We start from the raw sequence: 14,401 nt of genomic DNA, 5'->3' as shown, positions 1-14,401 counted from the left end.
GTGGCCGGGCCCGAGCCGGCCGACAGAACCAAGGAGTGCCTCGTGCTTCCACGATCAATCACGCGGCGCCGTATAGCGGTGATGGGCGCGCTCGCCGTTGCTGCGGGGCTCAGCCTCTCGGCGTGCGGCGGCGACGACTCCGCCGGGACCGACACGGCGGCCCCGGCGCCCAGCGCCGAGAGCACGCTGGCCAAGCTTGTGCCGGAGAACATCGCGGCGGACGGCAAGATCCTTATCGGTAGCGACGCTTCCTACCCGCCCAACGAGTCCGTCGACCCCGCCAACCAGAAGATCGTCGGCTGGGAGGTCGAGCTGGGTGAGGCGATCGCCGGCAAGCTCGGGCTCAAGGCCGATTTCCAGAACGCCGGCTTCGACACGATCATCCCGGGCATCCAGTCCGGCAAGTACGAGCTCGGCATCTCGTCCTTCACCGACAACCCTGAGCGGGAGAAGGTTGTCGACTTCGTGACGTACTACAACGCCGGTGTCTCGTGGGCCACGCTCAAGGGCAACCCCCAGGGCGTCGACCCCGACAACGCGTGCGGCAAGAAGATCGGCGTCCAGCAGGGCACGGTCGAGGTCGACGACATCAAGGCGCGCAGCGAGAAGTGCGTCAAGGACGGCAAGCCCGCGATCGAGCAGGTCGTGCGCAAGGGCCAGACCGAGGTCAACGCCGACCTGGTCTCGGGCAAGATCGACGGCATGCTGGCCGACTCGCCGATCGTGGGTTACGCGATCAAGCAGACCGGCGACAAGCTGGAGATCATCGGCCAGATGTACGACGCGGCCCCGTACGGCTTCGCCTTCGCGAAGACCTCGGGCACGTTCAAGGACGCCGTGATGGGCGCACTCAAGGAGCTGATGGCGGACGGCACCTACACCAAGATCCTGGAGAAGTGGGGCGTCCAGGACGGTGCCATCACCACCCCCGTGATCAACGGCGCCGGCGGCTGATCCATGTCCGCCGGTCAAACGGAAACACGCACCGGGACGATCAAGGCCGTCCCGGTGCGCCACCCCGGCCGCTGGGTGGCGGCCGTGGCGGTCGCGGTGCTCGCCGCGATGCTGGTCAACAACCTGATCACCAACGAGGCCTACAACTGGGCCGAGCAGCTCAAGTACCTGTTCGCGCCAGCGGTACTCGAAGGCGTCCGCACCACCATCTGGCTGACGGTCGCCGCCATGCTCGGCGGCGTGCTCCTGGGCATCGTGCTGGCGCTGATGCGGCTGTCCGCCAACCCGCTGCTGCGCGGCGCGGCCTGGGTCTATGTCTGGGTGTTCCGCGGCACCCCGCTGTTCACCCAGTTGCTGATCTGGGGCAACATCGGCGCGCTGTTCCCCACGCTCGGCCTCGGCATCCCGTTCGGGCCGGAGTTCGTCACCGCGCAGACCAACGCGCTCTACAGCGCGGCCGCGGCGGCGGCGCTCGGGTTGCTGTTCAACGAGGCGGCCTACATGGCCGAGATCGTGCGCGGCGGCATCCAGTCGGTGGACACCGGCCAGCAGGAGGCGGCCAGCGCGCTCGGTCTGACCCGGGCGCAGACGCTGCGCCGGATCATCCTGCCCCAGGCGATGCGGGTGATCGCGCCGCCCACCGGCAACGAGGCGATCTCGATGCTGAAGAACACGGCGTTGGTCGCGGCCGTGCCGTACACGGAGCTCACCTTCACGGTGCAGAACATCTACTCGCACACCTACCAGATCATCCCGATGCTGGTCATGGCGTGCATCTGGTACCTGTTCCTGTCGTCGCTCATGATGATCGGCCAGCACTACCTTGAGCGGCACTACGGCAAGGGGTACGCGCGATGACCGGACTCACGAACATGGCGGCCGGGGACGTCGCGGCCCAGGGTCTGATGGTGAAGGCCGAGCGGGTCTGCAAGAACTTCGGCCACGTGGAGGTCCTCAAGGGCATCGACCTTGAGGTACAGCAGGGCGAGGTGATGTGCGTCGTCGGGCCTTCCGGCTCCGGCAAGTCGACGTTCCTGCGGTGCATCAACCACCTGGAGAAGGTCGACGCGGGCCGGCTGTGGGTGGACGGCCACCTCGTCGGCTACCGGCAGCGCGGCGACAAGCTGTACGAGCTGCGGGAGAAGGAGGTCGCCGCCCAGCGCAGGGACATCGGCATGGTGTTCCAGCGGTTCAACCTCTTCCCGCACATGACGGCGCTCCAGAACGTCATGGAGGCGCCGATGCTGGTCAAGGGCGAGTCGAAGGACGCGGCCAAGGCCCGGGCCGAGCAGCTGATGGAGCGGGTCGGCCTGTCCGACCGGATGGGCAACTACCCGTCGCAGCTCTCCGGCGGCCAGCAGCAGCGGGTCGCCATCGCGCGGGCGCTGGCGATGCAGCCGAAGCTCATGCTGTTCGACGAGCCCACCTCGGCGCTGGACCCCGAGCTCGTCGGCGAGGTCCTGGACGTCATGCGCGACCTGGCCCGCGAGGGCATGACGATGGTCGTCGTGACCCACGAGATGGGGTTCGCCCGCGAGGTCGGCGACTCGCTCGTCTTCATGGACGGCGGCGTGGTCGTCGAGCAGGGCGTCCCGCGTGAGGTGCTGGCCAACCCCCAGCACGCCCGCACGCAGGCGTTCCTGTCCAAGGTCCTCTGAGTCACGGCGTACCGCACGGCGGTCGAGGGGAGCGCTCCCGGAGCGCTCCCCTCGACCGCTTTCCGGCTCCGGACAGGCGGCCGGAGGGCGGGCAGCGGGGAGACCCTCCCACCAGTTGTCACCCGCGGAGCCCGGCCGGAAATAAACGGACAGCCACTCCGGTTGTTCGGAGAATGACCACGGACATCATCCGCGGCGTCCCGCGCGGGACGGCCGACATCCCCTTGTCGATCCTCGAACTCGCGACCGTCGGCGAAGGGCACACGCCCGCCGACGCGCTCCGCTCCGCGACCGAGCTGGCGAGAAACGCCGAAGAGTGGGGTTATCACCGCATCTGGGTCGCCGAGCACCACGGGATGCCCGGCGTGGCCAGCTCCTCCCCGGCCGTGCTGATCGCCCATCTGGCGGCGGCGACGCGCGCGATCAGGATCGGCTCCGGCGGCGTCATGCTGCCCAACCACGCCCCGCTGGTCGTCGCCGAGCAGTTCGGCACGCTGCACGCCCTGCATCCCGGACGGATCGACCTCGGCCTCGGCCGCGCCCCGGGCACCGACATGGCAACCGCGAACGCGCTGCGCCGCTCCGCCGACATCGACCCCGACGAATTCCCCCAGCAGGTCGCGGAGCTGGCCTCCTTCCTCGACGGCGCCTTCCCCGGCGACCACCCGTACGCCAAGATCCAGGCGATCCCGCGCTCCGCCGGCCGGCCGCCGATCTGGCTGCTCGGCTCCAGCGGGTTCAGCGCGCGGCTGGCCGGGCTACTCGGGCTGCCCTTCGCCTTCGCCCACCACTTCAGCGCCGCGAACACCGAGCCCGCCCTCGACCTGTACCGGTCCTCGTTCCGGCCCTCCGAGGTCCTCTCCGAGCCGTACGCGCTGATCGGGGTGTCCGCCGTGGCGGCGGACACCGAGGCGGAGGCGCTCCGGCAGGCCATGCCGGGCGCGCTCTCGTGGCTGCGGATGCGCCGGGGGACGCCCGGCCTGTTCCCGTCTCCCGAGACCGCCGAAGCGTACGCGTACACGCCCATGGAGACGGATTTCGTCCGCGATCGGCTGTCCAACGTGGTCTACGGAGACGCCGACGGGGTCCGGGCCGGCCTGGAGGAGCTGCGCAAGCGCACCGGCGCCGACGAGCTGATGATCACGACGATGGTCCACGGCGCCGAGGCGCGGCTCCGCTCCTACCGGCTCATCGCCGAGGCGTACGGCATGACCGCGTGACCCGGTGACCGACGCGAGTTACCGACACCGCTCACCTGCGGGTTCATGATCACTGGTACGAGTGTCGGCAGACGGTCGTTTACCGGCACTCAGGCCAGGCGGGCGTTGCGCTCATGACGGGTGTGGTTCCTTGGGTGCCGCCGGCACCTCGGGGCAGGGTGAACAACGACCAGATTTTCAAGGACCGGGCGAGAGTGCTGGATGAGGACCTGGCCGGCCGGGTGTCCACCGCAGGGGCGGACGCGCTGCTGACGGAGATCGTCTCGCTGGAGCACGTTCCGGTACGGCGGCGGCTCCTGCTCTCTCCTGGCCGCGCTCTGCTCGGCCTGCTCGTGCGAACCAGAGAGTGCGATCACCGCCGTGGACCAGGAGTTCCCGGGGCGGCGGTAGCGCTGGCTGTAGTGCGGAAACACCCACGCGCGGGATCGATCACGAGCTGGTCGCGCCGACATGCTGGATGACATCGCAACCACGTCATCAAGGGAGTTTCCCGATGTCTCAGCATCCTGCCGTTACCTTCCGCAGCGCCCGGGTGGGCGCCGCGGCGGTGCTGGCCCTCGCGCTGGGGACCCTGAGCCCGGCGGCCGCCGACGTCGCTCCGCGAAACCAGCCGGGCGACGCCGTACAGACGGCGCTGAACGAGCTGGTCGGCGGCGGCGAATTCCCCGGTGCGCTGGCCGCGGTGAGGGAACGCGACGGGCGCAGCCGGAACTACACCGCAGGTGTCGGCGACCTGGCCACGCGGGCAAAGGTCCCGGTCAACGGGCAGGTGCGCATCGCCAGCATCACCAAGACCTTCACCGCCGCCGTCGTGCTGCAATTGGCCGGCGAGGGCAAGGTCGAGCTGGACGCCCCGGTCGAGAAGTACCTGCCGCACGTGGTACGCGGCAGCGGGAATGACGGCCGCCTGATCACCGTCCGCCAGTTGCTCCAGCACACCTCGGGCTTGCCGGAGCACGGCAGGGCCATCGCGGGGACGTTCTTCGAAAGCCAGCACCGCTACTTCGAGCCCCGGGAACTGGCCGATCTGGCCTTGACGCAGAAGCCGCTGTTCGCTGCCGGCAAGGGGTGGAGTTACAGCAACACCGGGTACGTCCTGCTCGGGCTAATGGTGCAGAAGGTCACGGGCCGCCCGATCGGAGTGGAGATCACCGATCGGATCATCACGCCGCTGGGGCTCCGTGACACCTACTGGCCCGGTGCCGGCGAGCAGAAGATCCGGGGTGCCCACCCCAGCGCCTATAAGTCCAAGACCGGCAAACCGGGCGGCGAGCCGGTGGACGTGTCGGAGATGGATCCGTCCAGGGGGTGGGCGGCCGGGCAACTGGTCAGCACGCCACGGGACCTCAACCGGTTCCTGAGCGCGCTGCTGGGTGGCAAGCTCCTCAAGCCGGCCATGCTGGAGCAGATGAAGCGGACGGTCTCGGTGCCCGGGGCCCTCGAGGGGTGGGGGTACGGGCTCGGGCTGACGAAGACCCCGCTGAGCTGCGGCGGCCTCGCGTGGGGGCACACTGGTGATGTCGGCGGCTACTCGACCCGTAGCGGCGCCATCGAGGGCGGCCGATCGGCCACGGTCACCGCGACCGCGGAGTCGCTCACGGCAGATGGCGACAAGCAGCTCACCGCCGCCCTCGACACGGTCCTCTGCGCCGAAAAGTAGCGGGCCGCTCGGGCGAACCCTCGCGGGTCAGAACCTCGCGAGGGCCTGGCTCTTACCGGTCAGGCCTTGAGGTAGGCGAGCACCGCCAGGACCCTCCGGTGACCGCTGTCGGAAGGCTGCAGGCCGAGCTTGGCGAAGATGTTCCTGATGTGCTTGTTGACCGCCCCCTCGCTGATCACCAGCCGCTCGCTGAGATCGGTGTTGGACAACCCCTCCGCCATCAACGCGAGCACCTCCCGCTCCCGAGCGGTCAACGCGTGGAGGGGATCACCGGCCCGGCGCCGGACCAGGAGCTGGGCGATCACCTCGGGGTCGATCGCGGTCCCGCCCCCGGCCACCCGGCGCAACGCGTCGAGGAAGGACTGCACCTTGCCGACCCGCTCCTTCAGCAGGTAACCCACCCCCGCCCCACCCTCGCTGAGCAGGGCGGATGCGTAGGTGTCCTCGACATAGGAGGACAGCACCAGCACGGGCAGCCCGGGCCGCATCCGCCTGGCCTCGATCGCCGCGCGCAGGCCCTCGTCGCGGAAGTCCGGCGGCAGCCGTACATCCACGATGAGGGCGTCGGGCGCCTTGGTCGAGACGACGGCGAGCAGGTCGGCGGCGTTGTCGACGGCGTCGAGCACCTCGATGCCCTCGGCGGCCAGCAGCAGCACCAGCCCCTCGCGCAGCAGCGCGTCGTCTTCGGCGATCACAACCCGCATGGCAACTCCACTTTCAGTACGGTCGGCCCGCCAGGCGGGCTGGTCAGGGTGCTCCGGCCGCCGAAGGCGGCGGCCCGGTGGTCGATTCCGGTCAGGCCGCTGCCGGTGCCGCTCTGGGCGCCGCCCACGCCGTCATCCTCGATCTCTATGGCCAGCAGGCCGCCGTCCAGGTACACGCGCACCGCCGCCTTGCCGGCATGGCTGTGCTTGGCGACATTGGTGAGCGCTTCGGCGGCGGTGAAGTAGGCCGCCGCCTCGACGGCCGCGGGCAAGCGGGGAAGATCGGCGGTCTCGACGGTGCAGGGGACGTGGCTGCGCGCGGCCAGCGCAGCGAGCGCGCCGTCGAGCCCGTGTTCGGTGAGGACGGGCGGGTGGATGGCCCGGATGGCATCGCGCAGGTTGACCAGCGCGTCGGAGGCGGCCTCCTGTGCCCGTCCGGCCATCTGCCGGGTGCTCTCCGGGGCGTTGGCCAGGGCGCGTTCGAGCATGCCGAGGTGCATGACGACGGCGACCAGGCGGTTCTGCGTGCCGTCGTGGAGGGTGCGCTCGATGCGCCTGAGCTCTTGGGCGTGGGCTTCGAGGGCCGAGGCCCTGGCCGCGGTCAGCATCGCCACCTGCTGCGCCAGCCGTACCCGGCCCAGGGGTTTGAGCAGGCTTCGGCTGAGTCGTTCGGACAGGCCGGCGGCGGTCGGCAGGACCAGGCAGGCCACTCCCAGATAGCCCGCGGCGACGAACAGGCCGGTCAGGGCCAGCGGCCAGGAGTCGATGGCATACCAGAGCACCGACGGCGGGCTGCCCGGCATCATCCACCACCACAGCGGCAGGGTCGCTGCGTTGAGCGCGGCCAGCGGCAGGCCGAGCGCCAGGAACCCGAGGATGATCCCGGTGACGCCGTGCGTGAGAAGCCAGAGCACCTCCCGCGGCGTGGCGGGGTCGCCCACGGCCGCGCGCACGCGCGTCGGCAGCGGCCCCTCAAGCGGCAGGTACGGCGGAGTCGGCATCCCCAGGCGGCGGCGCTGCCACCCGGACAGCCGCCTGACCAGACGCGTCACCGGCGAGATCAGGGGCAGGCCGATCCCGGCCAGACTCAGCAGCGTGACGCAGACGACCAGCCAGAACAGCGGCAACGCGAGCAGCGCGACACCCGACCCGAGCATCAGGAAGCGCGCCGCGTTCCGCGTGGCCGTCAGGACGTTCATGGCCGACATTCTGCATGGTGGTGTACACACCACCTCCAAGACGCCCACCGATGGGATGTCGCGCCCTCATCTCTCACTCCTACGTTTGTGCGGTCCGAGAGAGATTGATGGGGGCTGCGTTGGCGGTTCGGGTGGAAGAGCTCCACAAGACGTACGGGAAGGTGGCCGCGCTCGCCGGGGTCACGCTGGAGATCGCCGACGGCGAGTTCGTCGCGATGATGGGCCCGTCGGGCTCGGGCAAGAGCACGCTGCTGCACTGCGCGGCCGGGCTCGACACGCCGAGCTCCGGCCGGGTGCTCTTGGGCGGCGTGGAGGTGACGGCACTGGACGAACCGGGGCTGGCCGCACTGCGCAGGGAGCGGATCGGCTTCGTCTTCCAGGCCTACAACCTGCTGCAGGCGCTCAACGTCGCCGACAACATCACCCTGCCGCTGCGCCTGGCCGAACGCCCGGTGGACGAGGCCAAGCTGATGGCCATCGCGGCCAGGGTGGGGCTCGGCTCGCGGCTGGGTCACCGCCCGGCCGAGCTGTCCGGCGGCCAGCAGCAGCGGGTGGCGCTGGCCAGGGCGCTGATCACCGATCCCGAGGTGGTCTTCGCCGACGAGCCCACCGGCGCGCTGGACACGCGGACCGCCCGCGAGGTGCTGACGCTGCTGCGCGAATTGGTGGACGAGGCCGGCCAGACCCTGGTCATGGTCACCCACGATCCGGTCGCGGCCTCCTACGCCCACCGCGTGGTCTTCCTCGCCGACGGGCACCTGGCGGGCGAGGCGCTGCGGCCCACGCCGGAGCAGGTGGCCGAGCGCATGACGCAGCTGGGCGCGTCATGACCGACCTGATCTGGAAGCTCCTGAAAGCCGACAAGGCGGGCCTGGCCGGTGCGTTCGCCGCCCTGTTCGCCGCCTCAGCGCTGCTGACCGCCTGCGGGCTGATCCTCCAGTCAGGCCTGGGCGCCGGGGTCTCGGCCGAGCGGTATGCCGCCGCCGACGTCGTGGTGAGCGGCCCTGACTCGGTGCGGGTGACGATCGGCGGGGAGAGCAAGACCAAGCCACTGACCGAGCCCGCGACCTTGCCGGCCGCCCTGCTCGACCACGTTGCCGCGGTGCCGGGCGTGCGTGCCGCCATCCCCGACCGCGGCTTCCCCGTCGACCTCATCACCGACGACGGCGCCTCGCCGGCCGCCACCGGCCACGGCTGGTCCACCGCCCCGCTCGCCCCGTTCACCCTCGCCGCCGGGCATGCCCCCGGCCCCGGCGAGGTCGTCCTGGATGCCGCCGCCGGGCTGCGCCCAGGCGATCGCGTCACCGTCGTCGCCGGTACGGCTCCCGCCGCCACCTACCGCGTGGCCGGGATCGTCCGCGGCGACCTGCGCCGCCCGCTGGCGCTCTTCCAGGATGCGGAGGCCACCCGCCTGTACGGCAAGCCGCAGGAGCTCGACGCCATAGGTGTGCTGGCCCAGCCCGGCACCGACTCGGAGGAGCTGGCCGAACGCCTCGAAGAGGCACTCGGCGACTCCGTCACCGTCTCCACAGGTGAGGCGCGCAGCCGGGCCGAGTTCGGCGACGTCCGGCGGGCACGCTCCGACCTGCAGGAGATGGCCGCCTCGCTGATCGGCAGCGTGGTCGTGATCGCCGGGCTGGTGCTGACCGGCGCGCTCTCGCTCACCGCCCACCGCAGGCGCCGTCAGATCGCGCTGCTGCGGGCGGTCGGCGCGAGCTCGCGGCACATCACCCGCATGATCGCCGCGGAGACCGCCGCCGTCGCCCTGCTCGCGGGCCTGCTGGGCTGCCTGCCGGGCGGACTGCTGGCCGCGCGGCTCCTCGACGCGCTTCGCCTGGTGGGTCTGGCGCCCGACGACTTCGCGATCTCCGTGGGGCCGATCCCGGCGCTGGCTGCGGTCGGCGCCTGCCTGCTCATCTCGCAGGCCGCCGCCTGGGCGGTCAGCCGCCGGGTCTTGCGCCCGCTGCCCGCGCAGGCGTTGACCGAGGCGTCCGTGGAGCCGCCCCGGTTGTCGCCGGTCCGGATCACCTCGGGCGCGCTGCTCTTGATCATCGGAATCGGCGCGTCGTCGGCGCCGCTGTGGTGGAGCAGCGTGTTCGCGGTGGCCATCGCCGCCAGCGGCGGTCTAGTCATGATCATCGCGCTCAGCGTGCTCGGGCCGCCAATCATGCGGCTGGGCACCAGGATGCTCGCCGGGCGGCTCCGCCGTACGTACGGAGCGGCGGGCTACCTTGCCACGGCCAACAGCCTCGCCGACTCGCGACGGCTGGCCGGGACGGTCTCCCCGATGATCCTCGCGATCGGCTTCGCGCTCCTGCAGCTCGGCCTGCCGGCCACGACCGCGTCCGCGGCCCAGCGTGACCTGGAGGCCGGCACGCTGGCCACGCACACCCTCACCGGCGGCGAGTGGGGGCTGCCGCCCGGTGTGAGCGGCGACGTGCGGAAGCTGCCGGGCGTGCGTGCCGCAACGCCGGTCGTGCGGACCCGCGTCTACGCCGCGATCAGCCTGCTCGACAGCCCGGAAGTGCTCGACTACCAGGCCCAGGCCGTCGATCCGGCGGGGTTGTCCGGAACGGTCGACCTCGGAGTGGAGGCCGGGTCGCTGGCCGGGCTGCGTCCCGGGACGGTGGCGATCAGCCGGGCCGCCGCGGGCACACTGTCGGCGAAGATCGGTTCGATGCTCCACCTCTACCTCGGGGACGGCACGCCGTACCAGCCCGAAGTGGTGGCGATCTACAGCCGCGGCTCGGGCTTCGGCGACCTCACGCTGCCGCGCGCGGTTGTGCCGAGGAGCCGCGACGACGCCGTCCTCGTGCGCGCCGACCCCTCGGCCGACCTCGACGCGCTCACCAGGGCTCACCCAGGGCTGGTGGTCAGCGACGGCGCGGCCATGCGGGCCGCCCAGGAGGAGGGCGAAGCCGCCGCGATGCTCGGCGGCCTGATCCCGCTCCTACTGGTCTTCGGCTACCTGGCGATGTCGGTGGCCAACGCCCTGATGCTCGCGGTGACCGAGCGGACCAGGGAGTTCGCACTGCTCCGCCTGGCCGGGGGCAGCCGCGGCCAGGTCATGCGGATGTTGCGCGCAGAGTCGGTGCTGATCGTCACGCTCGCGGTGATCATCGGCACCGCCGCGCCGCTCCTCCCGCTCACGATGATCGCCTACGGCCTGACCGGGCTGCCCCTGCCCGCCATCCAGCCCGTGACCTACCTGGCAGTCGTCGGCGCCACTTCGGCGCTCGGCGTGCTGTCGGTGCTCGTCCCCGCGCGGATCGCCCTGCGAACGCGCCCCATCCAGGCCCTCAGCGGCCACGCCTGACTAGGAGATCGACATGACCGAACCCCGCTGGACCCCGCCCAAGCAGAAGCGGCAGTGGCCCTGGATCCTGCTGGCGATCGTCGTCGTCGCCGTCGTGATCAACGTCGCCCTGACCATCTGAGCGACCCACCCGGCTGTTCAGCACCCGCGCGACCCGGTCGGCCACCACTTCCCCCTCCAACGAGCCCACCGGAGTGAAGGAGCCGAACTTCTCGGCCAGGGCGCGCAGCTCCGTGGCGTAGGGCCGGGCCGTGTCGGGGTTGGACACCCCGGCGAGAAACCCTTTGACCGCCTCCTTGAGCACCGGGTGACCGGGTGACCGAGTGAAGATCAGGATCGGCCGGGCGCGAGGGCGTCGAGCGCCTCCTCCGCCCGGCGCATCGACGCGGCGGGATCGGCGTCCGGGTTGCCGATCCCGGGGTCGAAGTTGAGATCGTGGAAGACCTCCGTCACCCCCTTCTCCCCCAGGGCCGCGACGTCGGCGCGGATCTTCTCGTACGACCCGGTGAGCGGGGCGGAGTCGTCCTCCTGCGCGCGGGTGACGCCCCGGCAGACGAACCGCAGCGTCGCGGGGTCGCGCCCCGCCTCGCGCGCCGCGTCCTTCACGATCGCGATCTGCTCCCCGATCGTGGCGAGGTCGGCGCGGCTGGGGCTGATCCACCCGTCGGCGATCCGCCCGGCCCGGCGCAGCGCGACGGGGCCGTGCCGCCCAGCAGGATCGGCGGCGCGCCGACCGGCTTCGGATCCTGGTGGACCGGCGGCAGCTCGTAGAACTCGCCCCGGTGCTCCACCACGTCGTCGGTCCAGAGGCGGCGGAGCAGCCCGACGTACTCCTCCGCCCGCCTCCCCCGGCGCTCCATCGGCACGCCGGACGCCCGGAACTCCTCCGGAAGCCACCCGAGGCCGAGCCCGACGTCGAGCCGCCCGCCGGAGACGTCCTGCAGGGTCGCGAGCTGCTTGGCCATCAGGGCGGGCGAGACGAACGGCAGGTTCAGTACCGCGACGCCGAGGCGGATCCGGTCGGTGACGCCCGCCAGATAGGACAGGGCGACGACCGGATCGCGCACGCTGCGGTACACCGGCCCCATGGGATGTCCGACCGGATAGAGCAGCCGCTGGAAGGTCCACACTTCGTGGTAGCCCAGCTCCTCGGCGCGGCGCGCGATCCGCTTCATGTTCTCCGGCGTCGCCCACGAGCCGGAGACCGGTACGGCAAAGCCAATCCTCATACCGGAACCATAGGCTGGGCTCATGATCGAATCATCGGGGGGACCGGCCGGCGCGGCTCCGCCGGACGCCGCGCCCTCCGTCACCGCTCCCCCCGGCGGGCCGGACGCCGGCCTGGTCGCCGGGCTCGTACGGCTCGCGCCCCGCGAGGGCCCGGTCACCGTGCTCAAGCAGAGCACCGGCTCCCCTCGGATGGACTCCGGAGCGGGCGTCGTGGTGGTCCGGGTGGGCGACGTGGTGGTGAAGGCCCACCCCGAGGGGACGCCGGAGGCCGACCTGCGGGTCCGGCTCGACCTGGCGGGCCGGCTGCCCGGCCTGATGCTCGCCCCTCTCGGCGTCGAGCGGCTGGGGGCGCGGATCGTCACGATCTGGCCGGCGGGTGAGCCGTTGACACCCGCCGATCTGGAGGACGGCGACGACCGCGCGCCATGGGCGGAGGGCGCGCGGCTGCTGGCCCGGCTGCACGCCCGTCCCCTGCCGCCGGGGCTGCCCGCGGCGGGCGGCCCGGCGCGGCTCGCACGCGCCGTCGCCGCGCTCGACGGGCATCACGACGTCCCGCCGGCGATCCGCGCCGCGTACCGGACGCTGCCGTGGAGCGGCGCGGAGCACCGGCCGGTACGGCCCGGCCTGGCGGCGGGGGGCGAGCCGCGGGCCGCGCTGGTCCACGGGGACTGGCACCTGGGCCAGCTCGTCCGGATCGGTGCGGCCTGGACCCTGATCGACCCGGACGACCTGGGCCACGGCGACCCGGCCTGGGATCTCGCCCGACCGGCCGCCTGGTTCGCCGCCGGTCTGCTCGCCACCACGGCCTGGGACCGGTTCCTCGGCGCGTACCTGGCCGCGGGCGGCGGCGCGGTCAGCCGCGACGACCCGTGGAGGGAACTCGACCTGCCGGCCCGGGCGTTGACCGTCCAACTGGCCGCCACGGCGGTCGCGACGGCGAGACGAGCCGGGCGGCCGCTCGACGACTCGACGCGGGCGCTGGTGTCCTCCTGCGCGAGGATCCTCGCGACGGCGCACGTCTGAGCCGGGGCGCCACCAAGCAGTACCCAGCCTCACCAGCACCACCGCACCACCAGAGCAGACGGCCCTACCCAGCCGTTACGCGATCAAGGAGATCAACTGATGCAGTGCCCCAAGTGCCGCGGGAACATGCGGACGTTCGACCGCAACGGGATCCACATCGAGCAGTGCGACAACTGCCGGGGCATCTTCCTCGACTACGGTGAGCTGGAGACGCTGACCCGGCTGGAGAGCCAGTGGGCGCAGCAGCAGTACGCGCCGCCACCCGCGCACGGCGCGCCCGCCTGGGGCGCTCCGCACCACGGCCACCACCATCACCACCACGAGCGGAGCTGGGTGGGCATGCTGTTCTCGAGCTGACCTCGTCCGGACGGCCCGGCCCTCTCCTCGGCCGGGCCGTCAGACCGGAAGCCGACGACCCCGGGCTTCCGTCAGACGGGAGATCAGGCCGGGAAGTCGTCCGGGGAGACGTCGCTCGTCGACGCGTTGCCGCCGATCATCTTCTGGAGGGTCAGCGTCCAGGTGCTCCAGCGGATCTGGGTCGCCGTGTAGGTGGTCGTGAACGACAGCGAGTCGTCGAACCTCTGGAAGACGCAGTTGCGGGTGAACCCCCGGGTGGCACGGTCGTAGTCGCTGCCGCTGGTGTAGTAGACGCGGTACTTGCCGTCCCTGATGTTCGTCACCTTGGCCGTCGACCTCTTGCGCACGTACACGCTGACGGCCTTCCTCTTGCCGAGGACGAGCGTGACGACGCTGTCGCCGGCGGTGCCGTTCTTCACGGTGAGGGAGCCCCTCCCGCCCCGGATGGCGGACGCCAGGATCGTGCCGTTGCCCAGCCTGCGGTTCTGCTCCTTCGGCGGGGTGAACTTGATCAGCCCGCCCTTGTAGTCGCCACCTCCGGAGAGGTCGGCCCCGGCCTCCTTCAGCCCGCCGAACTCGCTGGACTTGCCGAGCCGGGCGAGCACGCTCGACGCGGTGCACAGCGACCGGTCGCCCACGGCCTGGCCCAGCTCGTCGAGCTTGCCGTTCATGGCGCGCAACGCGGCCAGATAGTCGGTGTGCTCGGTGTCGATCTCGGCGGGCGGGTGCAGCGGCCCGAGCCGCTCCGCCGCCGAATCCACCGCGCTCTGCGCGCGCCGTACCCGCTGGCTGAGTGACTTGAAGGTGCGAGCCTTGGCGATGTCCCGCAGCGCGGCCCCGACCGGCACGCCGACGGCGTCCAGCTCGACCTGGTACGCGTCCGGGGCGAGCGCGGTGTCGGCCGGCGACTCCGCCCCCTTCCCCGATCCGGACGCGGAGGCGGGGTCACCGGAATTGGAGCCGGAATTGGAGGAGGCCCCGGCGCCGCCGCCGGAGGTGCAGGCCGCCAGGGTCAACGTCAGGCTCGCCGTGAGCGCGAGCGCGGAGAGTCGCGGGGAGATCACTCGTACAACTTTCTCC

Annotated in this window: 12 protein-coding genes and 1 pseudogene; 9 read left to right on the top strand and 4 right to left on the bottom strand. The window is 71.6% G+C overall.

The annotated features are described in order from the left end of the window. Positions 1 to 42: 42 nt before the first annotated feature. The 5 genes from ACQP1V_RS16255 to ACQP1V_RS16235 all read left to right on the top strand — a co-directional run bounded on the left by ACQP1V_RS16255 (position 43) and on the right by ACQP1V_RS16235 (position 5,492). Entirely contained in the window at positions 43 to 954 is a 912-nt protein-coding gene (locus ACQP1V_RS16255; protein ID WP_387411275.1) for an ABC transporter substrate-binding protein, read from the top strand. A 3-nt stretch (positions 955 to 957) separates the two neighbouring features. After that, the gene (locus ACQP1V_RS16250) at positions 958 to 1,812 is read left to right on the top strand and encodes an amino acid ABC transporter permease (protein ID WP_387411273.1); all 855 of its coding nucleotides are present in this window, start codon (positions 958 to 960) and stop codon (positions 1,810 to 1,812) included. After that, the gene (locus ACQP1V_RS16245; RefSeq protein ID WP_433423647.1) at positions 1,809 to 2,612 is read left to right on the top strand and encodes an amino acid ABC transporter ATP-binding protein; all 804 of its coding nucleotides are present in this window, start codon (positions 1,809 to 1,811) and stop codon (positions 2,610 to 2,612) included. Before ACQP1V_RS16250 ends, ACQP1V_RS16245 begins: the two co-directional genes overlap by 4 nt. A 173-nt stretch (positions 2,613 to 2,785) precedes the next feature. Continuing rightward, complete coding sequence (locus ACQP1V_RS16240) at positions 2,786 to 3,832, top strand: LLM class flavin-dependent oxidoreductase (RefSeq protein WP_433423645.1); 1,047 nt, start codon at positions 2,786 to 2,788, stop codon at positions 3,830 to 3,832. Between the two features lie 493 nt (positions 3,833 to 4,325). Further along, the gene (locus ACQP1V_RS16235; RefSeq protein ID WP_433423642.1) at positions 4,326 to 5,492 is read left to right on the top strand and encodes a serine hydrolase domain-containing protein; all 1,167 of its coding nucleotides are present in this window, start codon (positions 4,326 to 4,328) and stop codon (positions 5,490 to 5,492) included. A gap of 59 nt (positions 5,493 to 5,551) precedes the next feature. On the opposite strand, the gene ACQP1V_RS16230 is transcribed toward ACQP1V_RS16235, so the two are convergent. After that, on the bottom strand, positions 5,552 to 6,196 hold the full coding sequence (locus tag ACQP1V_RS16230) for a LuxR C-terminal-related transcriptional regulator (RefSeq protein ID WP_433423639.1): 645 nt from the start codon (positions 6,194 to 6,196) through the stop codon (positions 5,552 to 5,554). Next, positions 6,184 to 7,395: a sensor histidine kinase gene (locus ACQP1V_RS16225; protein ID WP_433423637.1), complete on the bottom strand. Its 1,212-nt coding sequence runs from the start codon at positions 7,393 to 7,395 to the stop codon at positions 6,184 to 6,186. Before ACQP1V_RS16225 ends, ACQP1V_RS16230 begins: the two co-directional genes overlap by 13 nt. Before the next feature lie 131 nt (positions 7,396 to 7,526). Between ACQP1V_RS16225 and ACQP1V_RS16220 the strand changes: the two genes are divergently transcribed. Together ACQP1V_RS16220 and ACQP1V_RS16215 are read left to right on the top strand one after the other, a co-directional pair. Continuing rightward, complete coding sequence (locus tag ACQP1V_RS16220) at positions 7,527 to 8,225, top strand: ABC transporter ATP-binding protein (RefSeq protein WP_433423634.1); 699 nt, start codon at positions 7,527 to 7,529, stop codon at positions 8,223 to 8,225. Continuing rightward, positions 8,222 to 10,711, top strand: coding sequence for an FtsX-like permease family protein (locus tag ACQP1V_RS16215; RefSeq protein ID WP_433423631.1), 2,490 nt, complete (start codon positions 8,222 to 8,224; stop codon positions 10,709 to 10,711). The genes ACQP1V_RS16220 and ACQP1V_RS16215 overlap by 4 nt, the downstream gene beginning before the upstream one ends. Positions 10,712 to 11,041: 330 nt before the next feature. Here the strand turns inward: ACQP1V_RS16215 and ACQP1V_RS16210 are convergent. Then, positions 11,042 to 11,886: pseudogene (locus tag ACQP1V_RS16210) on the bottom strand (TIGR03619 family F420-dependent LLM class oxidoreductase). Positions 11,887 to 11,962: 76 nt separating this feature from the next. On the opposite strand from ACQP1V_RS16210, the gene ACQP1V_RS16205 reads away from it, so the two are divergent. After that, a complete protein-coding gene (locus tag ACQP1V_RS16205; RefSeq protein ID WP_433423628.1) occupies positions 11,963 to 12,964 on the top strand; it encodes an aminoglycoside phosphotransferase family protein in 1,002 nt (333 codons plus the stop codon). A gap of 99 nt (positions 12,965 to 13,063) precedes the next feature. Beyond that, positions 13,064 to 13,321, top strand: a complete 258-nt coding sequence (locus tag ACQP1V_RS16200; protein ID WP_067132159.1) for a zf-TFIIB domain-containing protein — start codon at positions 13,064 to 13,066, stop codon at positions 13,319 to 13,321. Between the two features lie 83 nt (positions 13,322 to 13,404). Here ACQP1V_RS16200 and ACQP1V_RS16195 read toward each other — a convergent pair whose 3' ends face one another. After that, complete coding sequence (locus tag ACQP1V_RS16195; RefSeq protein WP_433423625.1) at positions 13,405 to 14,385, bottom strand: hypothetical protein; 981 nt, start codon at positions 14,383 to 14,385, stop codon at positions 13,405 to 13,407. Between the last annotated feature and the right edge of the window lie 16 nt (positions 14,386 to 14,401).

The organism is Microtetraspora malaysiensis (assembly GCF_050947145.1).
Classification (GTDB): Bacteria; Actinomycetota; Actinomycetes; order Streptosporangiales; family Streptosporangiaceae; genus Microtetraspora_A; species Microtetraspora_A malaysiensis.
This window is presented reverse-complemented; position numbering and strand designations above follow the sequence as displayed.